11 protein-coding genes and 3 rRNA genes are annotated in these 18591 nt (G+C 53.1%); all 14 read right to left on the bottom strand.

The features are described from left to right. Window positions 1–40: 40 nt before the first annotated feature. Window positions 41–157 (bottom strand): 5S ribosomal RNA (gene rrf, locus C1710_RS03990). A 221-nt stretch (window positions 158–378) separates the two neighbouring features. After that, window positions 379–3297 (bottom strand): 23S ribosomal RNA (locus tag C1710_RS03985). Between the two features lie 207 nt (window positions 3298–3504). Then, window positions 3505–5079: ribosomal RNA gene (locus C1710_RS03980) — 16S ribosomal RNA — on the bottom strand. The 16S, 23S and 5S rRNA genes sit together here, the layout of an rRNA operon. 535 nt (window positions 5080–5614) lie before the next feature. Continuing rightward, window positions 5615–6643, bottom strand: coding sequence for a hypothetical protein (locus tag C1710_RS03975; RefSeq protein WP_102280307.1), 1029 nt, complete (start codon window positions 6641–6643; stop codon window positions 5615–5617). Between the two features lie 186 nt (window positions 6644–6829). Then, on the bottom strand, window positions 6830–7525 hold the full coding sequence (locus C1710_RS03970; protein WP_102280305.1) for a 2,3-diphosphoglycerate-dependent phosphoglycerate mutase: 696 nt from the start codon (window positions 7523–7525) through the stop codon (window positions 6830–6832). A 118-nt stretch (window positions 7526–7643) separates the two neighbouring features. Beyond that, a complete protein-coding gene (locus C1710_RS03965) occupies window positions 7644–9458 on the bottom strand; it encodes a heavy metal translocating P-type ATPase (protein WP_102280303.1) in 1815 nt (604 codons plus the stop codon). Between the two features lie 58 nt (window positions 9459–9516). Further along, complete coding sequence (gene purD, locus C1710_RS03960) at window positions 9517–10785, bottom strand: phosphoribosylamine--glycine ligase (RefSeq protein ID WP_102280300.1); 1269 nt, start codon at window positions 10783–10785, stop codon at window positions 9517–9519. Between the two features lie 15 nt (window positions 10786–10800). After that, window positions 10801–12342, bottom strand: coding sequence for a bifunctional phosphoribosylaminoimidazolecarboxamide formyltransferase/IMP cyclohydrolase (gene purH, locus C1710_RS03955; protein WP_102280297.1), 1542 nt, complete (start codon window positions 12340–12342; stop codon window positions 10801–10803). A 3-nt stretch (window positions 12343–12345) separates the two neighbouring features. Then, window positions 12346–12942, bottom strand: coding sequence for a phosphoribosylglycinamide formyltransferase (gene purN / locus C1710_RS03950; protein ID WP_102280295.1), 597 nt, complete (start codon window positions 12940–12942; stop codon window positions 12346–12348). Window positions 12943–12952: 10 nt separating this feature from the next. Continuing rightward, entirely contained in the window at window positions 12953–13990 is a 1038-nt protein-coding gene (gene purM / locus C1710_RS03945; RefSeq protein WP_102280292.1) for a phosphoribosylformylglycinamidine cyclo-ligase, read from the bottom strand. After that, window positions 13990–15459, bottom strand: coding sequence for an amidophosphoribosyltransferase (gene purF, locus C1710_RS03940; protein ID WP_102280289.1), 1470 nt, complete (start codon window positions 15457–15459; stop codon window positions 13990–13992). The genes purM and purF overlap by 1 nt, the downstream gene beginning before the upstream one ends. Beyond that, window positions 15435–17660, bottom strand: a complete 2226-nt coding sequence (purL, locus tag C1710_RS03935; protein ID WP_102280287.1) for a phosphoribosylformylglycinamidine synthase subunit PurL — start codon at window positions 17658–17660, stop codon at window positions 15435–15437. The genes purF and purL overlap by 25 nt, the downstream gene beginning before the upstream one ends. Beyond that, window positions 17660–18343 carry a phosphoribosylformylglycinamidine synthase subunit PurQ gene (gene purQ / locus C1710_RS03930; protein ID WP_102280284.1) on the bottom strand — a complete coding sequence of 228 codons (684 nt, stop codon included), beginning with the start codon at window positions 18341–18343 and terminating at the stop codon, window positions 17660–17662. The genes purL and purQ overlap by 1 nt, the downstream gene beginning before the upstream one ends. Continuing rightward, a complete protein-coding gene (gene purS / locus C1710_RS03925; protein WP_102280282.1) occupies window positions 18340–18591 on the bottom strand; it encodes a phosphoribosylformylglycinamidine synthase subunit PurS in 252 nt (83 codons plus the stop codon). Before purS ends, purQ begins: the two co-directional genes overlap by 4 nt.

Genomic DNA, 18591 nt, shown 5'->3' with positions numbered 1-18591 from the left:
AAAAAACGTCATGACCATCAAGATCATGACGCTTATTATCGCGTGGCGACGCCCTATCCTCGCAGGGAGCGATCCCCCAACTACTTTTGGCGCGCTGAAGCTTAACTACTGTGTTCGGCATGGGAACAGGTGTATCCTTCATGCTATTGCCACCACACTCGTGAGAACTTGCGCTCTCAAAACTAAACCAGATCTATCAATCCTTGTTTCACTTTCAACCAGAACCTAACCGCTTCTCACTTGGTTAAGTCCTCGACCGATTAGTAGTGGTCCGCTCCACGCCTCACGGCGCTTCTACTTCCACCCTATCTACCTCATCATCTCTAAGGGGTCTTACTTNTCTTTTTCACTTTCAACCAGAACCTAACCGCTTCTCACTTGGTTAAGTCCTCGACCGATTAGTAGTGGTCCGCTCCACGCCTCACGGCGCTTCTACTTCCACCCTATCTACCTCATCATCTCTAAGGGGTCTTACTTCCTAATGGAATGGGAAATCTCATCTTGAGGCGAGTTTCACACTTAGATGCTTTCAGCGTTTATCTCATCCATACATAGCTACCCAGCGGTGCTCCTGGCGGAACAACTGGTACACCAGCGGTATGTCCATCCCGGTCCTCTCGTACTAAGGACAGCTCCTCTCAAATTTCCTGCGCCCACGACGGATAGGGACCGAACTGTCTCACGACGTTCTTAACCCAGCTCGCGTACCGCTTTAATGGGCGAACAGCCCAACCCTTGGGACCGACTACAGCCCCAGGATGCGATGAGCCGACATCGAGGTGCCAAACCTCCCCGTCGATGTGAACTCTTGGGGGAGATAAGCCTGTTATCCCCAGGGTAGCTTTTATCCGTTGAGCGATGGCCCTTCCATGCGGAACCACCGGATCACTAAGCCCGACTTTCGTCCCTGCTCGACCTGTCTGTCTCGCAGTCAAGCTCGCTTGTGCCTTTACACTCTGCGAATGATTTCCAACCATTCTGAGCGAACCTTTGGGCGCCTCTGTTACCTTTTAGGAGGCGACCGCCCCAGTCAAACTGCCCACCTGACACTGTCTCCCGTCACGTTCAGTGACGCGGGTTAGAGTGGTCATATTGCAAGGGTAGTATCCCACCAACGCCTCCGTCGAAACTAGCGTTCCGACTTCTACGGCTCCTACCTATCCTGTACAAGCAGTACAAACACTCAATATCAAGCTACAGTAAAGCTCCATGGGGTCTTTCCGTCCTGTCGCGGGTAGCCTGCATCTTCACAGGCATTTCAATTTCACCGAGTCTCTCGTTGAGACAGCGCCCAGATCGTTACGCCTTTCGTGCGGGTCGGAACTTACCCGACAAGGAATTTCGCTACCTTAGGACCGTTATAGTTACGGCCGCCGTTTACTGGGGCTTCAATTCAGAGCTTCGCCGAAGCTAACTCTTCCTTTTAACCTTCCAGCACCGGGCAGGCGTCAGCCCCTATACTTCATCTTACGATTTTGCAGAAACCTGTGTTTTTAATAAACAGTCGTCTGGGCCTCTTCACTGCGGCTGACCTTCCGGTCAGCACCCCTTCTCCCGAAGTTACGGGGTCATTTTGCCGAGTTCCTTAACGAGAGTTCACTCGCTCACCTTAGGATACTCTCCTCGACTACCTGTGTCGGTTTGCGGTACGGGCAGTTGATTACTTGCTAGAAGCTTTTCTCGGCAGTGTGACGTTGGCAACTTCGTTACTTAATTTCACTCCCCATCACAGCTTGTTAACCCGAAGTTAAGCATTTGACTCAACTCCTAACTTGCTGCTTGGCCGGACCTTTCCATCCGTCCGGATTGCTTAGCCTCCTGCGTCCCTCCTTCGCTCGAACGCAATCAACTGGTACAGGAATCTCAACCTGTTATCCATCGCCTACGCCTTTCGGCCTCAGCTTAGGTCCCGACTAACCCTGGGAGGACGAACCTTCCCCAGGAAACCTCAGTCATTCGGTGGACAGGATTCTCACCTGTCTTTCGTTACTCATACCGGCATTCTCACTTCTAAGCGCTCCACCAGTCCTCACGGTCTGACTTCGCCGCCCTTAGAACGCTCTCCTATCACGTGCACGTAGTGCACATCCACAGTTTCGGTAATATGCTTAGCCCCGGTACATTTTCGGCGCAGGATCACTCGACTAGTGAGCTATTACGCACTCTTTAAATGGTGGCTGCTTCTGAGCCAACATCCTAGTTGTCTATGCAACTCCACATCCTTTTCCACTTAGCATATATTTTGGGACCTTAACTGGTGATCTGGGCTGTTCCCCTTTCCACGGTGGACCTTATCGCTCATCGTGTGACTCCTGGATATGAATCATTGGCATTCGGAGTTTATCTGAAGTCAGTAACCCATGACGGGCCCCTAGTCCAAACAGTAGCTCTACCTCCAAGATTCTTTGTCCAAGGCTCCCCCTAAAGAGATTTCGGAGAGAACCAGCTATCTCCAAGTTCGTTTGGAATTTCACCGCTAACCACAACTCATCCCAACCTTTTGCAACAGATACGGGTTCGGTCCTCCAGTGCGTTTTACCGCACCTTCAACCTGGTCATGGTTAGATCACCTGGTTTCGGGTATATAACCACGTACTTCGTACGCCTATTTCAGACTCGCTTTCGCTGCGGCTCCGGCTTTTCCGCCTTAACCTTGCACGTGATCATAACTCGCCGGTTCATTCTGCGAGAGGCACGCCGTCACCCATTAACGGGCTCCGACAGCTTGTAGGCACATGGTTTCAGGAACTATTTCACTCCCCTCCCGGGGTGCTTTTCACCTTTCCCTCACGGAACTGGTTCACTATCGGTCACTAGGTAGTATTTAGCCTTGCGAGATGGTCCTCGCGGTTTCCGACGGAGTTACACGTGTTCCGCCGTACTCAGGATCCTGAACTGAGAGTTTGACGTTTCGCCTATGGGGCTCTCACCCGCTCTGGCGCAGTTTCCCAACTGCTTCGACTACGTCGAACTTTGCTCACTCAAATGTTCAGTCCTACAACCCCAACAAGCAAGCTCGTTGGTTTGGGCTCTTCCCCGTTCGCTCGCCGCTACTGAGGGAATCGAATTTCTTTCTCTTCCTGCAGCTACTTAGATGTTTCAGTTCACTGCGTCTTCCCCTTGCCAGCTATAGATTCACTGGTCAAGTAATCAACGACTAAGTTGATTGGGTTTCCCCATTCGGAAATCTCCGGATCAAAGTGTACTTACCACTCCCCGAAGCATATCGGTGTTAGTCCCGTCCTTCATCGGCTCCTAGTACCAAGGCATTCACCATGCGCCCTTCATAACTTAACCTTGATGAACAACTTCCGTTGTTCACCACAGTTAATTGAGTAATGCGATTTTTTCGTTAAACAACTCAAATAACGCGGTGTTCTCGGTTTATTTGTGAATAAAGAAAATTTAGATCTTGTTTAGTTTTCAAAGTACAAGTTTGAGGGTAACCCCCTCAAAACTGAACAAAGTTATCAACGCTGTGCAGGTTTCCGATTAATTCCTTAGAAAGGAGGTGATCCAGCCGCAGGTTCTCCTACGGCTACCTTGTTACGACTTCACCCCAGTCATCTGCCCTGCCTTAGGCGGCTGCTTCCCGAAGGTTAGCGCACCGACTTTGGGCATTGCAAACTTCCATGGTGTGACGGGCGGTGTGTACAAGGCCCGGGAACGTATTCACCGCGGCATGCTGATCCGCGATTACTAGCGATTCCGACTTCGTGTAGGCGAGTTGCAGCCTACAGTCCGAACTGAGAACGGTTTTAAGAGATTTGCTTGCCCTCGCGAGTTCGCTGCTCGTTGTACCGTCCATTGTAGCACGTGTGTAGCCCAGGTCATAAGGGGCATGATGATCTGACGTCGTCCCCACCTTCCTCCGGTTTGTCACCGGCAGTCTCACTAGAGTGCCCAACTGAATGCTGGCAACTAGTAACAAGGGTTGCGCTCGTTGCGGGACTTAACCCAACATCTCACGACACGAGCTGACGACGACCATGCACCACCTGTCATTGCGTCCCCGAAGGGAACGCCTAATCTCTTAGGTTAGCGCAAGATGTCAAGACCTGGTAAGGTTCTTCGCGTAGCTTCGAATTAAACCACATGCTCCACCGCTTGTGCGGGCCCCCGTCAATTCCTTTGAGTTTCAACCTTGCGGTCGTACTCCCCAGGCGGAGTGCTTATTGCGTTAGCTGCGGCACTGAAGGGCGGAAACCCTCCAACACCTAGCACTCATCGTTTACGGCATGGACTACCAGGGTATCTAATCCTGTTCGCTACCCATGCTTTCGAGCCTCAGCGTCAGTTGCAGACTAGGCAGCCGCCTTCGCCACTGGTGTTCTTCCATATATCTACGCATTCCACCGCTACACATGGAGTTCCACTGCCCTCTTCTGCACTCAAGTCATCCAGTTTCCGATGCCCTTCTTCGGTTAAGCCGAAGGCTTTCACATCAGACTTAGAAAACCGCCTGCGCTCGCTTTACGCCCAATAAATCCGGATAACGCTTGCCACCTACGTATTACCGCGGCTGCTGGCACGTAGTTAGCCGTGACTTTCTGGTTGAATACCGTCACTGCGTGAACAGTTACTCTCACGCACGTTCTTCTTCAACAACAGAGCTTTACGAGCCGAAACCCTTCTTCACTCACGCGGTGTCGCTCCATCAGGCTTGCGCCCATTGTGGAAGATTCCCTACTGCTGCCTCCCGTAGGAGTATGGGCCGTGTCTCAGTCCCATTGTGGCCGATCAGTCTCTCAACTCGGCTATGCATCACTGCCTTGGTAAGCCGTTACCTTACCAACTAGCTAATGCACCGCAGGCCCATCCAAGAGTGATAGCCGAAACCATCTTTAAATTGATGACCATGTGGTCATCAATCTTATGCGGTATTAGCACTTGTTTCCAAATGTTATCCCCCGCTCTTGGGCAGGTTGCCTACGTGTTACTCACCCGTCCGCCACTCACTGGTAATCCATCGTCAAATCAGTGCAAGCACGTCATATCAGTTGGGCCAGTGCGTTCGACTTGCATGTATTAGGCACACCGCCGGCGTTCATCCTGAGCCAGGATCAAACTCTCATATTAGATATGAGCTTTTGAAATAGCTCTCAAATTATTAGTTAAGCGAATTGACTTCGCAAATGTTTTGCCTCGATCATAAGATCAAGGACCCTGCACATTTGTGTTCGTCGAAACTTTGTTCAGTTTTCAAAGGTCTACCTTGTTGTCACTCAACGTGACAGCAAATACTATATTATCAAACTGCCAATCAATTGTCAAGAGGAATTTTTGATAACCAATTGAATAACTCAATCAGCAGCTTTATTAATATACCATGTTAGCAGCTCAAGGTCAACAACTAATTTTAACTGTCAGGCCTTGATGCGACAACGTATTGCCGCGCCAACGAGTATTAACTATACCGGGGTCGCGACTAAATGTCAACGATAAAAACCAACTTTTTTAATTTATTTTGAAACAGCAACTTTTTCGCCTTTTTTTGCGTAAAAGTTCGCGATTGGACGATGATTAGCTGACTAGTGGTATAGATTGTTCAACCCAAACCAAAAAGAAAACAGCACGGTGCCATCAAAACGCACCATGCTGTTTATTTTAAAGCTTATTCGCCTTTCTTCGCTTCAGTCTTTTTCTCATTCGTCGTCTTAACTTGCGGGTCAACCTGCTTGGTCGTCCTCGGTTGAACTCCCCGCCAGTCATCATCATACTTGACCCCGGTCAACTCATCTACTGGCTTGAAGGTGTCAGTAAAGCTGTCGACAACGAGTTCTGGTTTGGCAATCCGTTGATAGAACTGTGCAGCAACCAATAATGCCACCGGAATAAACATCAATTCGGCGATAATCAGCAAAATTACCCCCGTCCACATTAACGGGTAAGTACCAGTGTAGTCACCATAAAAGGCAATCCCCCCAAAGATGGCTCCCAGTACCAACATTGGCAGCGCGATAAAGAGGATCGAAACGATTAGGTAACTAGCCTTGTTACCACCCATTAACCGCCGGCTGGCAGTAATGGCGTGACGCATGGACTGGCCGAGGAAGTCTTCCTGGCGATCACGGTAAACGAAAATTGCCTGCGAGTATTCCAACCCTTTCCAGACAACGATAATGTCGTTGATAATGTTTAAAACAATTCTCAGCCAGCTGATCTTGGCAATCACCGGCAGTGCCCCGACGATCATTAATGGCAGCTGCCATAAGAAGATGAAGAAACTCATGTAGAGCGTCAAGCGCAGAATCTGGTTTTTCTTCAAGTGCTTAAAGTAGGTCCACACAGCACTGGCGTTTAACTTCATTTCCGGATGACGGAGGTAATCCAACCAGGCATAGGCACTAGCAACACCCAGGAACTGGAGGAAGAATTCCACCACTACTAAAGCAGCAATGAGGATCCACATGCCAACCATCACCATCAGGGCCATTGAGAGTGAGCTCATCCCGTACATCATCATTTGAAACATCATCATGAAGGTCATGAATGCGCGGGCGATTCCCAGTGAAATCAAAACGGAAATTGCCAACAGCAGCAACATCCCCCCGGCGATCGGCCAGACTGCTGACCAGTACCGTTCTTTCAGGGCGGTCCTTAAATCCGCCCAAAATTGTTTAATTGAAACTTGTTTAGCCATTGTTTCCCACCTTACTTATAATTGATCATTTTCTGGTTAATATCATAACACAGGCCATAACAATCTTATCTTGCCGGGCAAAAATGATCATTATGTTCTCATAATTGAAAGATTCTGTGAAATTAGGAAAGGGCCACGAATATTCGCGGCCCTTCGTTAGTTATCAGCTTAGATTAACCTGCAACCCTAGTCAATATCGTACTTTTCCTTGTTCAAAACGTTCAGCTTGTCATCGAAGTCATAAACGACCGGCTGGCCAGTAGCCATTTCCAGGTTCATGATGTCATCATCAGAGATGTTTTCGATGTACTTGCTCAGCGCACGCAGGGAGTTACCGTGGGCAGCAATAATGACGTTCTTGTTGTCCAGCAGCTTTGGTGCAATTTGGTCCTGCCACAGCGGGATAACCCGTTCCAGGGTAACCTTGAGGTTTTCACCACCCGGAATCGTCCGTGGGTCAAGGTTAGCGTAACGACGGTCCTTGGCAGCTGAACCTTCGTCAGTAGCCTTCAGCAGTGGCGGCAGAACGTCGTATGACCGACGCCAAATGTGAACTTGGTCGGCACCATACTTGTCAGCAGTGGCCTTCTTGTTCAGCCCTTGCAGAGCACCGTAGTGACGTTCGTTCAAACGCCAAGTCTTGTATTCCGGAATCCACAGCTGGTCGCATTCTTCCAGTGCGTAGTGGAGCGTCTTGATGGCCCGCTTCAGAACTGAAGTGTAGGCGTAATCAAATTGCAGCCCGTGTTCCTTGATGGCCTTGCCGGCAGCCTTAGCCTGGGCAACACCCTTTTCACTCAAATCAACGTCGACCCAACCAGTGAATTGGTTGGAAAGGTTCCATTCACTTTGTCCGTGACGGATCAAAACCAGTTTTGCCATTAATCTGACCTCTTTCTTCTTAAAAGTCATGTAACAGAATTACTGTTATATTTTAATCCATTCCGCCCTAAATACCAAGTGGCGACCAACAGATTGTTATTTTCTCATTGAATTGAACTTATTCAGCAAGCTGACGGCTGCCCCGGCGGGCCCGCAATCCCCAGAGGATGCAGACCGTGTCGACCACTTCCTGGAGGAGGGCCCCGATAATTGTCGGCACGACCCCGGTGGCCGCAATCAGCATCAGGGCAACACAGACAAAGATGCCAATCAGAACGGCGTGCTTGGCAATTGCCAGTGTTTCTTCGGCAATGGTGACGGCATTAGCCACCTTATGCAGGTTATCGGTCAAAATCACGACGTCAGCCGATTCGCTGGCCGCACTCGACCCGCGGGCGCCCATCGCAATCCCGACATCGGCAACCTTGAGCACCGGCGCATCATTGACGCCGTCACCGACCATGATACTCGGCCGCTCGTCTGCTGGCAGGCCCTGCAGGTGAGTGATTTTGTCCTTGGGCAGCAAGTCAGCGAAGACCTTGGTGATCCCCAGCTTATTGGCAATCCGCTGGGCAATCGCCGCATTGTCACCGGTGACCATGATGATCGTCTTCACACCCGCAGACCGCAGTTCATCAATGGTGTCCCGCGCTTCTGGCCGCAATTTATCAGCCAACTCGATCCGCCCGCAGTAGCGACCATCAACCGCGACGTAAACTGCCGTGACGTTGGCAGCCGCAATGTCGTCGTCCGGTGCGACAAATGTCCGTTTGCCAGCTCGCACCTGCCGTCCACCAATTTCGGCCACTACCCCCTGGGCGGTGACTTCCTCTAACTGGGTCGGCTGACTTAATGTTAATCCGGCCTCCCGCGCCCGTTGCACAATCGACTGTGCCAGAACGTGGTTGGAGCCCTGTTCGGCGCTGGCAGCGAGGCGGAGGAGTTCAGCTTCAGCTGTTCCTGACGCCGGAATGACCGCACTGACCGCTAATTGTCCGGCGGTCAGCGTCCCGGTTTTGTCGAAAGCGGCTGAGCGGGCAGTAGCGAGTTTTTCAATCACGTCACCGCTTTTGACGACGATCCCGCTAGCCGACGACCGGCTCATCCCCGAAACGAAGGCCACCGGTGCAGCTAAAATTAGGGGGCACGGGGAAGCGACTACCAGTACCTGGGCAAAACGGACCGGGTCACCCGCCCAGGCCCAGGCAAGACCACCGATGACCAGGCTAATAATGGTAAAAGGAAGCGCGTAACGGTCAGCCAACCGCACGAACCGGGCCGGCTGCTGGTCGGCTTCCTGGATCAACGCCACGAGTTGCTGGTACTGGCTGTCGGCCGCCCGTTTTTCAACTGTCATTTCCAAAATACCATCGCCATTAACCGACCCCGACAGCAGCTCGTCACCGGCCTGCTTGGTCAGCGGCAGCGACTCACCGGTCAGGGAAGACTCGTTGACCGTGCTGTGCCCCGCAGTCACCCGACCGTCAACGGGTACTAGTTCACCAGGGAGGACCTTAACCCTGTCGCCAACTTGTAAGTCATCAACACTGACTGCTTCCTGTTGACCGTCGACCAGGCGGTGAGCGGTCCGTGGGGTATTATCCAGCAGGGTCTTGAGCTCACTGTGCGCCTTTTCGTTAGCGTAGTCTTCAAGCGCGTCACCACCGATCAGCATCAGTAAGATCACCATCGCCGCCCAGTACTCACCGACTGCCAAGGCAGACGTGATGGCAATGATGGCTAAAAGATCCACGCCGTAGTCACCGTGGCGCAGCTTTTTGACCATTCCCCACAGCATCGACAGCGCGATCACAACCCCAGCAGCAGTAACGATCAGCTGGGCCCAGTCGGGGTGACCAACGCCCCACTGGCAGATTGCCGCCACGATGGCGACTCCCGCCAGGGCGAGCAGTTTGCGCTGGTTGGTATTCATTTGGTAGCCCTCCTTTATTAAATTCTCTTATTAACTTCAATTATAAAGCAAAGGCAGACTAAAAGAAAAAGTTAACTCCCGCCTTCTGGCCAATATCATGGCGGTAAAAGCAGTCCGGTTCGTTGAGTCGGCCTAAGTAGTCGTAGACCCGCTGGGCCGCTTCCTGGAGACTCGGTGCTTCAGCAAGTACCATCGCCAACCGGCCGCCAGCGCCGTACAGGTCATCCAGCCGGCCGGTGACGTTCGCGTAGTCAATCGCGATCCCTTCCTGGTCCGGTAGCTTACCCAGTGATGGGTAGTAAGCCGGGTGGGCGGGGTAGCCCTTGGCTGCCAGTACCACTCCCAAAACTGCCTGGTCGCGCTCCTTGATCACCGGCAAGAGGTCATCGTCGACGACTGCCTGCAGCAACTCTGCCCAGTCTGTCGCCAGTCGAGGCAAGATCACCTGGGTCTCCGGGTCACCCAGGCGGACATTGTACTCAATGACTTTCGGGCCGTCTGCCGTCATCATCAGTCCGATGTAGAGAATACCATGGTAGTCATAACCGCCGTCGACCAGGCCGGCAATGGTCGGTTCGACAACCTCTTGAACCATCCGCTGACGGTCAGCTGCCGCCAGCTGCGGGAGTGGACTATAAGCTCCCATCCCGCCGGTGTTGGGACCCTTGTCGCCATCGTAAGCCCGCTTATGGTCCTGGGCCATTGGCAAGAGCCGGTACTGGTCACCGGCGACGAGGCAGAAGAGCGAGTATTCCGGACCAGTGAGGCATTCCTCGAGCACGACTGCCGTTTGTGGACCAGCGAACATCTCGTGGAGGGTGTCCACGGCACTGGTGTAGTCCGGAGCGATTACAACGCCCTTGCCGCCCGCGAGGCCGTTTTCCTTAACCACGACCGGGTAGGCAAAGTCAGCCAGCCCCGCCACAGCGGCTTCTTCGCTGGTAAACGTCTCGTGTTTGGCTGTCGGCACGTGGTAGCGGTCCATAAATTGCAGTGCGTAGTCTTTGGACCCTTCCAGCTGGGCCGCCCGCTTGGTGGGACCGATGATCCGTTGACCGGCGGCCTGAAACTTATCGACAATGCCGGCGCAAAGGACGTTTTCCGGCCCCACGAAGGTCCAGTCAACGTGCTTTTCAATGGCAAACTGCAGCAAACCATTGAGGTCCATTTCGGCGATGTTAACCGGCGTCACCCCCACCGTCAGCATCCCGATATTGCCGGGCGCGCAGTAGACCGTCGCCACGTGGGGGCTTTGCTTTAACTTCTTGGCGATGGCAAACTCCCGGCCACCCTCGCCGATAACGAGCAGTGTTAACTGATCCTGCATTATTAACCCTCCTGACTAGTGACGGAAATGGCGGTGCCCGGTAAAGACGACCGCGACACCGTACTTGTTGGCCATGTCGATCGTTTCCTGGTCGCGAATCGAGCCGCCCGGTTCGACGACCGCCTTAATCCCGTGCTGTCCCGCAAATTCCAGGCTGTCGCCAAAGGGGAAGAAGGCATCGGAAGCCATGACGGTCGTTTCGTCGATTGACTTTCCAGCGTGCTTGGTAGCAATCTTCAGCGAATCAATCCGGTTTGGCTGACCGGCACCGACGCCGAGGGTCCGCTCGTTGTTAGCAAGGACGATGGCGTTGGATTTAGTATGCTTGACCGCCTTCCAGGCAAAGGCTAGGGCCGCCAACTGCTGTTCAGTTGGCTTGACCTTCGTTACGCACTTCCAGTCATGCGGGTCTTCTTTGAGGACGTCTTGTTCCTGAACTAACAGTCCGCCCATCACGGAAACTGCCTCGCGCCGAGTCGGTTCGTTTTCGTGGCTGAAGTCCACCGTCAGCAAGCGGAGGTTCTTCTTCTTTGCTAATACTTGGTAGGCATCGTCATCAAAGGCCGGCGCGATGATAATTTCCAAGAAGAGTTTGTGCATCTTCGTCGCCGTGGCTAGATCCACTGGCCGGTTGACCGCAATCACGCCACCAAAAATGGAGACGGGGTCGGCCTGGTAAGCGCGATCCCAGGCCTCCGTCAATTTAGCCGCACGACCTATACCACACGGGTTCATGTGCTTCATTGCCACGACAGTTGGTTCGTCCTGAAATTCGCGGATGCAGCGGAGCGCTTCATCGGCGTCCTTGATGTTGTTGTATGACAGCTTTTTACCGTGTAGTTGCTTAGCCGAAAGAATGGAGAAGGCTTTTGGCAGGGCATCCTCGTACAACCAGGCCTGCTGGTGCGGGTTCTCCCCGTATCTCATCTTTTCCTTTAGCTGGTAAGTCATCGTCAGCTGGTCGGGATCCTCGTTACCGGTCTGCTTCGTCAGGTAGTCGGCAATCAGCGCGTCATAAGCTGCCGTTGTCCGAAAGACCTTCGCTGCTAAGTTCGCCCGAGTTGCTAAAGTGGTGTCGCCGTGCTCCTTAATTTCTGCTAACACCCGGTCATAGTCCTCCTGGTCAACAACAACCGTCACGTCGCGGAAGTTCTTGGCCGCCGCCCGCAACATACTAGGCCCGCCAATATCGATATTTTCGATCGCCTCTTCTTCGGTGACGGCCGGTTTTTCAATTGTTTGCTTGAACGGGTAAAGGTTGACGACCACCAGGTCGATTGGCGTAATCCCGAGCTTTTTGAGCGTCGCCATGTGTTCGGGTAAATCGCGGCGGGCCAGCAATCCCCCGTGGACGTATGGGTTCAGCGTTTTAACCCGCCCGTCAAGAATTTCCGGAAAGTGGGTCACGTCTTCAATCGCGACCGTCTTAATCCCGGCACCGTCGAGAACCTTCTTGGTGCCACCGGTGGAAACAATTTCGTAGCCGTTTTCTTCCAGCCCGCGGACAAATGGTACCAGGCCAGTCTTGTCACTAACAGAAACTAATGCGCGCTTCATCGTTTACTTCTCTCCTTTATTCATTCGTTGCTGTAAAACTTCCTTGACTGCTTGGGGGAACAACTGGTGTTCCGTTTCGTGGATTCGTGCTTCTAACGTTGCCGCCGTGTCGTCGCTCTTGATCGGCACGACTCGTTGCGCGATGTTTTCGCCGTGGTCCAGTTGGTCGTCAATGAAATGAACCGTGACCCCCGTCTGGTGAATCTTCCCCGCTTGAAAGTCAGCAAAGGCCCGTTCAATGGCGTGCAACCCCTTATAGTGCGGTAAGAGGGCCGGGTGCAGGTTGACGATCGAGTGCGGATAGGCGTTGAGGATTGTCGGCCCCACCACCCGCAGGTAACCGGCTAGGATGACAAAGTCGACCTGGTAGTCCTGCAGAAGGGTCAGTAACCGCTGCTCATAAGCTTCCTTGCCGCCGCATTCCTTAACGGTCCACGCCTTCGCCGGGACGTGCAACCGGGCCGCCCGCTTCATCACCGGTGCATCCGGGTGGTTACAAAATAACAACACCAGGTCGCCGGGAATTTCCCCCGTAGTAAATTGCCTTGCTAGCGCCTCAAAGTTAGTTCCGTTCCCTGAAGCCAGAATGGCCACTCTCATTTATCTCGCCTCACTTGATTAACACTTTTTCTTCTGCCAACGGCCGCTTCTTGAGGTGACCGACCTGGTAAACGGCTTCGCCAGCTTCTTGTAAGTCGGTCGTTACCCGGTCAACATTGGCCGGATGAACCGCCAAAACGAGGCCTAGTCCCATGTTGAATGTCCCCCAGAGGTCATCGTCGTCCAGTTGGCCGAGCCGGGCTAGGTACTTGAAGACCGGGAGGATAGGCCAGGTACCCCGGCTGACCACTGCTTGCAAGTTGTCAGCAAACATCCGTGGCAGATTTTCAATCAACCCGCCACCAGTAATGTGGCTAATCCCCTCAATGAGTCCGTCGTGAACCAGCGGAAGAACCGATTTCACGTAGATGCGTGTCGGGGTCAGCAAGGTTTGACCAACACTCTGGCCATTGAGGATGGTTGGTGTTTCGTGCCAGTCAACATCGTGGTCGTGAAAGAGGATCTGCCGGACGAGTGAAAAGCCGTTGGAATGAAGACCCGCCGAGGCGAGCCCGAGGAGGATGTCACCTTCTTGCGGGCGAGTACCATCGAGTAACTGGTCCCGTTCCGCAATCCCAGTGGCAAAACCAGCGAGGTCGTACTCGTCGCGGTCGTACATCGCGGGCATTTCGGCCGTCTCGCCACCAACTAGGGCGGCCCCTGCCTGTTGACAGCCAACACTAACCCCGTGAACCACGCTGGCAAGGCGGTCCGGATCATTATGACCAGCCGCGATGTAGTCAAGAAAGTAGAGCGGTTCCGCTCCCTGGGCGAGCAGGTCGTTAACACACATTGCCACCGCATCGATGCCCACCGTATCGTGCTTGCCAACCTTTTGCGCAACTAGCAGTTTTGTGCCAACCCCGTCAGTACCGGCTACCAAAACCGGGTGCCGGTAGTTCAGCTGACCAAGGTCAAACATCCCCCCAAAGCCGCCAATCCCGCCAACCATTCCTGGTCGCCGGGTGGCGTTCACGTCAGCGCGAATCTTCTTCACTAGTTCATAGCCGGCATTCACATCAACCCCGGCTTCTTGGTAACGATTCATTATTTTTTCAACCTCTTCTTTCTGGCTAGTTGTTCCTGGCGGTTCAATGACGCTAAGTAACCGGCTTCATAGTCTTCAAGCAGCGTCGGGTACTGCCCATTAAAGTAGGCTACGGTTAATCCGCCAAAGGGTACCTTGCCAGCATCCGGAATATCAATCGCCTTGATCAACGAGTCGACACTTAAAAAACCGAGACTGTCACAGCCGATAATTTCACGCATCGCGCCGACCGAATAATGAGCAGCAATGAGTTCCGCCCGCGTGGAAACGTCAATCCCGTAAAAGCACGGGAAGCGGAAAGCTGGACTGGCAATTCGTAAGTGTACTTCGGCCGCGCCGGCATCATAGAGCATCTGGACGATTTGCTTGGAAGTAGTCCCGCGAACAATCGAGTCGTCAACAACCGCGACCTTCTTGCCGGCAACCACCCCGCGAACTGCCGACAGCTTGCGGCGAACCCCTTCCACCCGCAGTGCTTGATTCGGTTGAATAAAAGTGCGGGCAACGTACTGGTTCTTCACCAACCCCATTTCGTTCGGTACTCCCAGTTCCTCGGCATAACCAGCTGCCGCCGAGAGTGCCGAGTTAGGTACCGGAACAACCATGTCAACATCGGCTGGTTGTTCCCGGGCTAGGAGCCGCCCCATCCGCTTCCGGGCATTATGGACCGTCACCCCATGAATAACTGAATCTGGACGGGCAAAGTAAATAAATTCCATCGAACAGATTGCTAGTTGGGTCTCAGTCGTGAAGTGATCGATGTGCAGCCCGTCACGATCAACAATCACCAGTTCACCAGGCTGGACATCACGGACAAACCGCGCCCGCACAATGTCTAAGGCACAGGATTCGCTCGCAATCACGTAGGCCCCGTCAGCCAGTTGGCCGATGCACAGCGGCCGGATCCCGTGCGGGTCGAGGGCGGCGATCATCCGCTCCTTTTGCAGCATCAAGAAGGCAAAACCACCATGAACTTCATTGAGGGACGCTTTAAGCGCCGGCAAAAATTCCTGCTGGTTCATCTTCTCCCGTAAAAGGTGGATGAGCACTTCCGTATCGGTTGTCGTTTGAAAAACCGCCCCGTTCTCTTCCAGCCGCTTCCGAAGCGACGTCCCGTTAACCAGGTTGCCATTATGGGCCAGGGCAATGTCGCCATCGTGAAAGTGAAAAAGAAATGGCTGAACATTTTGAATTGAGTTCTGACCAGTCGTACTGTAGCGGACGTGCCCGATTGCCGCATCGCCAACTAGCTTATCTAAGTCCTCGCGGTGGGCAAAGGCCTTAGAAAGGAGCCCGCGGTCCCGGTGCTGGTACATCTGCTGACCATCTGTCGAGACAATTCCCGCACCTTCTTGTCCCCGGTGCTGGAGGTTATGGAGTCCCAGGTAAACCAGCTGACTGGCGTTCTTAGTGCCGAAGATACCGAAGACACCGCACTCCTCATTTAGGCTTTTGACTTCATTAGGCACGGGATCGCCTCCTCGTAAAGCGTTTCTAGTTCACTAACGTCAGCTACCAGTTCCTGGTTACTCAGAGCCACTTTCAACCGACCATCAGCAGTGACTTCTCCTGCCAATTGTGCCCAGTCACCCAGACGCTGCTCGATTTCCTGCTGGTTTTCCGGGGCAACGGTAATGACAAAGCAGTTAGCCGGTTCGGCAAAAAGCTGGGCAGTACTCATCTTTCCAAAGTTGAGATCCATTCCCAAGCCAGTACCAAAGAGCACCTCACTAAGGCAGGCACCCAGGCCCCCTTCACTAATATCGTGAGCACTATTAACCAGCCCGGCTTGTTCGGCAGCCAAAAGATCTTTCAAGTGGGCGTGAACCTCCTTGATGTCAACAGGACTAAGCGTGCCGCTAATGTCACCATCAAGCATCTTTTGCACTTCGCTGCCAGCAAAATCGTCACCAATTTTACCGAGCAGGTAAACTCGGTCGCCAGCGTTAGCCGCCTTAATAGTCACGACACGTTGAATATCATGAATAAGACCGACCATCCCGACCATTGATGTCGGGTGAATGGCCTGTCCATTGTTTTCGTTGTACAGGGAAACGTTTCCGGACACGACCGGCGTTTCTAGTTCACGACAGGCATCTGCCATCCCCTTTACCGAATGGTGAAGTTCCCAAAAGATTTCCGGATCGTTCGGATCCCCGTAGTTGAGGCAATCAGTAATGGCCAGTGGTTCCGCTCCGGCAGCAACAATGTTCGCTGCTGCTTCGGCAACCGCCCTGATTCCCCCAACGTAGGGATCCAGGTAGACGAACCGGCCGTTACCGTCGGTTGTCATTGCCAACCCCTTTTCGGTTCCCCTAACCCGAAGAACACCGGCATCGCTTCCTGGTCCCACTACTGTGCTGGTTCGTACCTGCGAGTCGTATTGCTGTGTAAAGTAGCGGGCTGATGCCACCGTTGGCTGCTGGAGAATTTGTTTCAGTGTTGCCAGCGCATCAGTTACTACCGGGACTGGTGCTGGGGTCGCTTCGCTTAGCCTGACCGGTCGTTTCTCGGCACTTGGTTCTTCCAGCACGTCGTCTACCAGGGTGTGAACAGGAATATCACAAACAATCTGTCCGTCGTGGTGCAAGACGTACTGCCCACCTGCAGTGATCCGGCCAATTACCACCGCCTCTAGTTCATACTTAGCAAAAATCTGCTGAACGTCTTTTTCGTGCCCTTTTTCAACACACAGCAGCATCCGTTCCTGGGACTCAGACAACATGATTTCATAAGCTGACATCCCCGGCTCCCGTTGCGGCACCAGGTCAAGGTTGAGGTCCATCCCACTCTTTCCTTCAGACGCCATTTCGGCACTGGACGAAACGATCCCGGCAGCGCCCATATCCTGGATACCGACTAACCAGTACGGGTGCTGGCGGATCACTTCTAAACAGGCTTCCATCAGCAGTTTTTCCATGAAAGGATCGCCAACCTGAACTGCGGAACGCTGGGTAGCGTGTTCGGCGGAAAAATCCTTCGAAGCAAATGTGGCCCCGTGAATGCCGTCACGACCAGTCTTAGCGCCGACATACATCACCGCGTTACCGACGCCGCTCGCGTTGCCCCGTTTCATATCAGCCTGGTCCATGATTCCTAGGGAAAAGGCGTTCAGGAGGATGTTGCCGGCATAACAAGGGTCAAAGGTGGTCTCCCCGCCAATCGTCGGGATCCCCATGCAGTTACCGTAATCACCGACCCCCTTGACCGTTTGTTCAGCCTTGTAACGCATCGTGGCGTCGTCTTTGATTTCGCCAAAGTGGAGCGAATCTAATGAAGCAATCGGTCGGGCTCCCATGCTGAAAATGTCGCGGAGGATTCCGCCAACCCCGGTTGCCGCCCCCTGGTAGGGTTCAACCGTTGTCGGGTGGTTATGACTTTCGGCCTTAAAAACCACTGCCTGACCATCATCAATGTCGACGACACCCGCCCCTTCGCCGGGTCCCTGAAGTACTCGCGGTCCAGAATTAGGAAAAAGCCGCAGCACTGGCTTAGACTTTTTATATGAACAGTGCTCACTCCACATCGCCGCAAACAGCCCTGTTTCGGTATAGTTCGGCAAGCGGTGAAGGAGTGAATCAGCGATGTAGTTGTACTCGTGCTCCGTCAAGCTCCAGTCGAGGTACGGTCGTTGCTCCTTGATCTCTTCAGGGGTCATTGCCTGCTCCATTACTCCGCCTCCGTCCTTACTGTCTGCTGGTCTAATAATGATTGAAAGAGTGGTAAGCCGTCAGTGCCACCGAGCAGTACTTCCACTGCCCGCTCCGGGTGTGGCATCATGCCGAGGACGTTCCCTTGCCGGTTACAAATTCCCGCAATGTCATGCAGGCTGCCGTTAGGGTTTTCGCCAGCATACCGGAAAACCACCTGGTGATGGTCTTCTAACTGTTGAATCGTTTGCAAGTCCGCGTAGTAGCTGCCGTCACCGTGGGCGATTGGCAACTGGATCGTCTGTCCTTTCTGGTAGCGGCTCGTAAAGGCTGTCTGATCATTCACTACTGTGAGGTCAACAGTCTTGCAGACGAACTGCATACTATCGTTTTGTTTGAGCGCTCCCGGCAAAAGTCCCATTTCGGTCAGGATCTGAAAACCATTACAGGTGCCAAACACAAATTTGCCGTCTTCGGCCATCTGTCGAACAGCAGGAATAATGTTGGCAAAACGAGCAATGGCGCCACAGCGCAGGTAGTCGCCGTATGAAAAACCACCCGGCAGCATGACCGCGTCAAAACCAGCCAAACTATGTTCCCGGTGAGAAACGTATTCCACGTCGGCACCTAACACACTGTGAAACGCTTCGTAAAGGTCAACGTCACAGTTAGAGCCAGGAAAGACGATTACCGCAATCTTCATTCCGCCGCCTCCAGTACTTGGTAGTGGTAAGTTTCCATATTGAAGTTCACCAATAACTTAGTGGCGACATCCTTAATCGCCGCATCCAGATCTGTTACTTCATCATTAAACGAAAGATCAAAGAAACGACCGACCGCAACACTACCTACTTCGTCATGCCCCAGGGTGTGGATCGCGTCAGTAATCGCCGCGCCTTGTGGATCAAACACTGATGGTTTATAGGTGACAAAAATCCGTACAGTCGTCAT

It is taken from the genome of [Lactobacillus] timonensis, from assembly GCF_900240275.1.
GTDB classification, from domain to species: Bacteria; Bacillota; Bacilli; order Lactobacillales; family Lactobacillaceae; genus Limosilactobacillus; species Limosilactobacillus timonensis.
The sequence above is the reverse complement of the archived record's forward strand: the minus strand, read 5'-3'. Positions and strand labels throughout refer to the sequence as shown.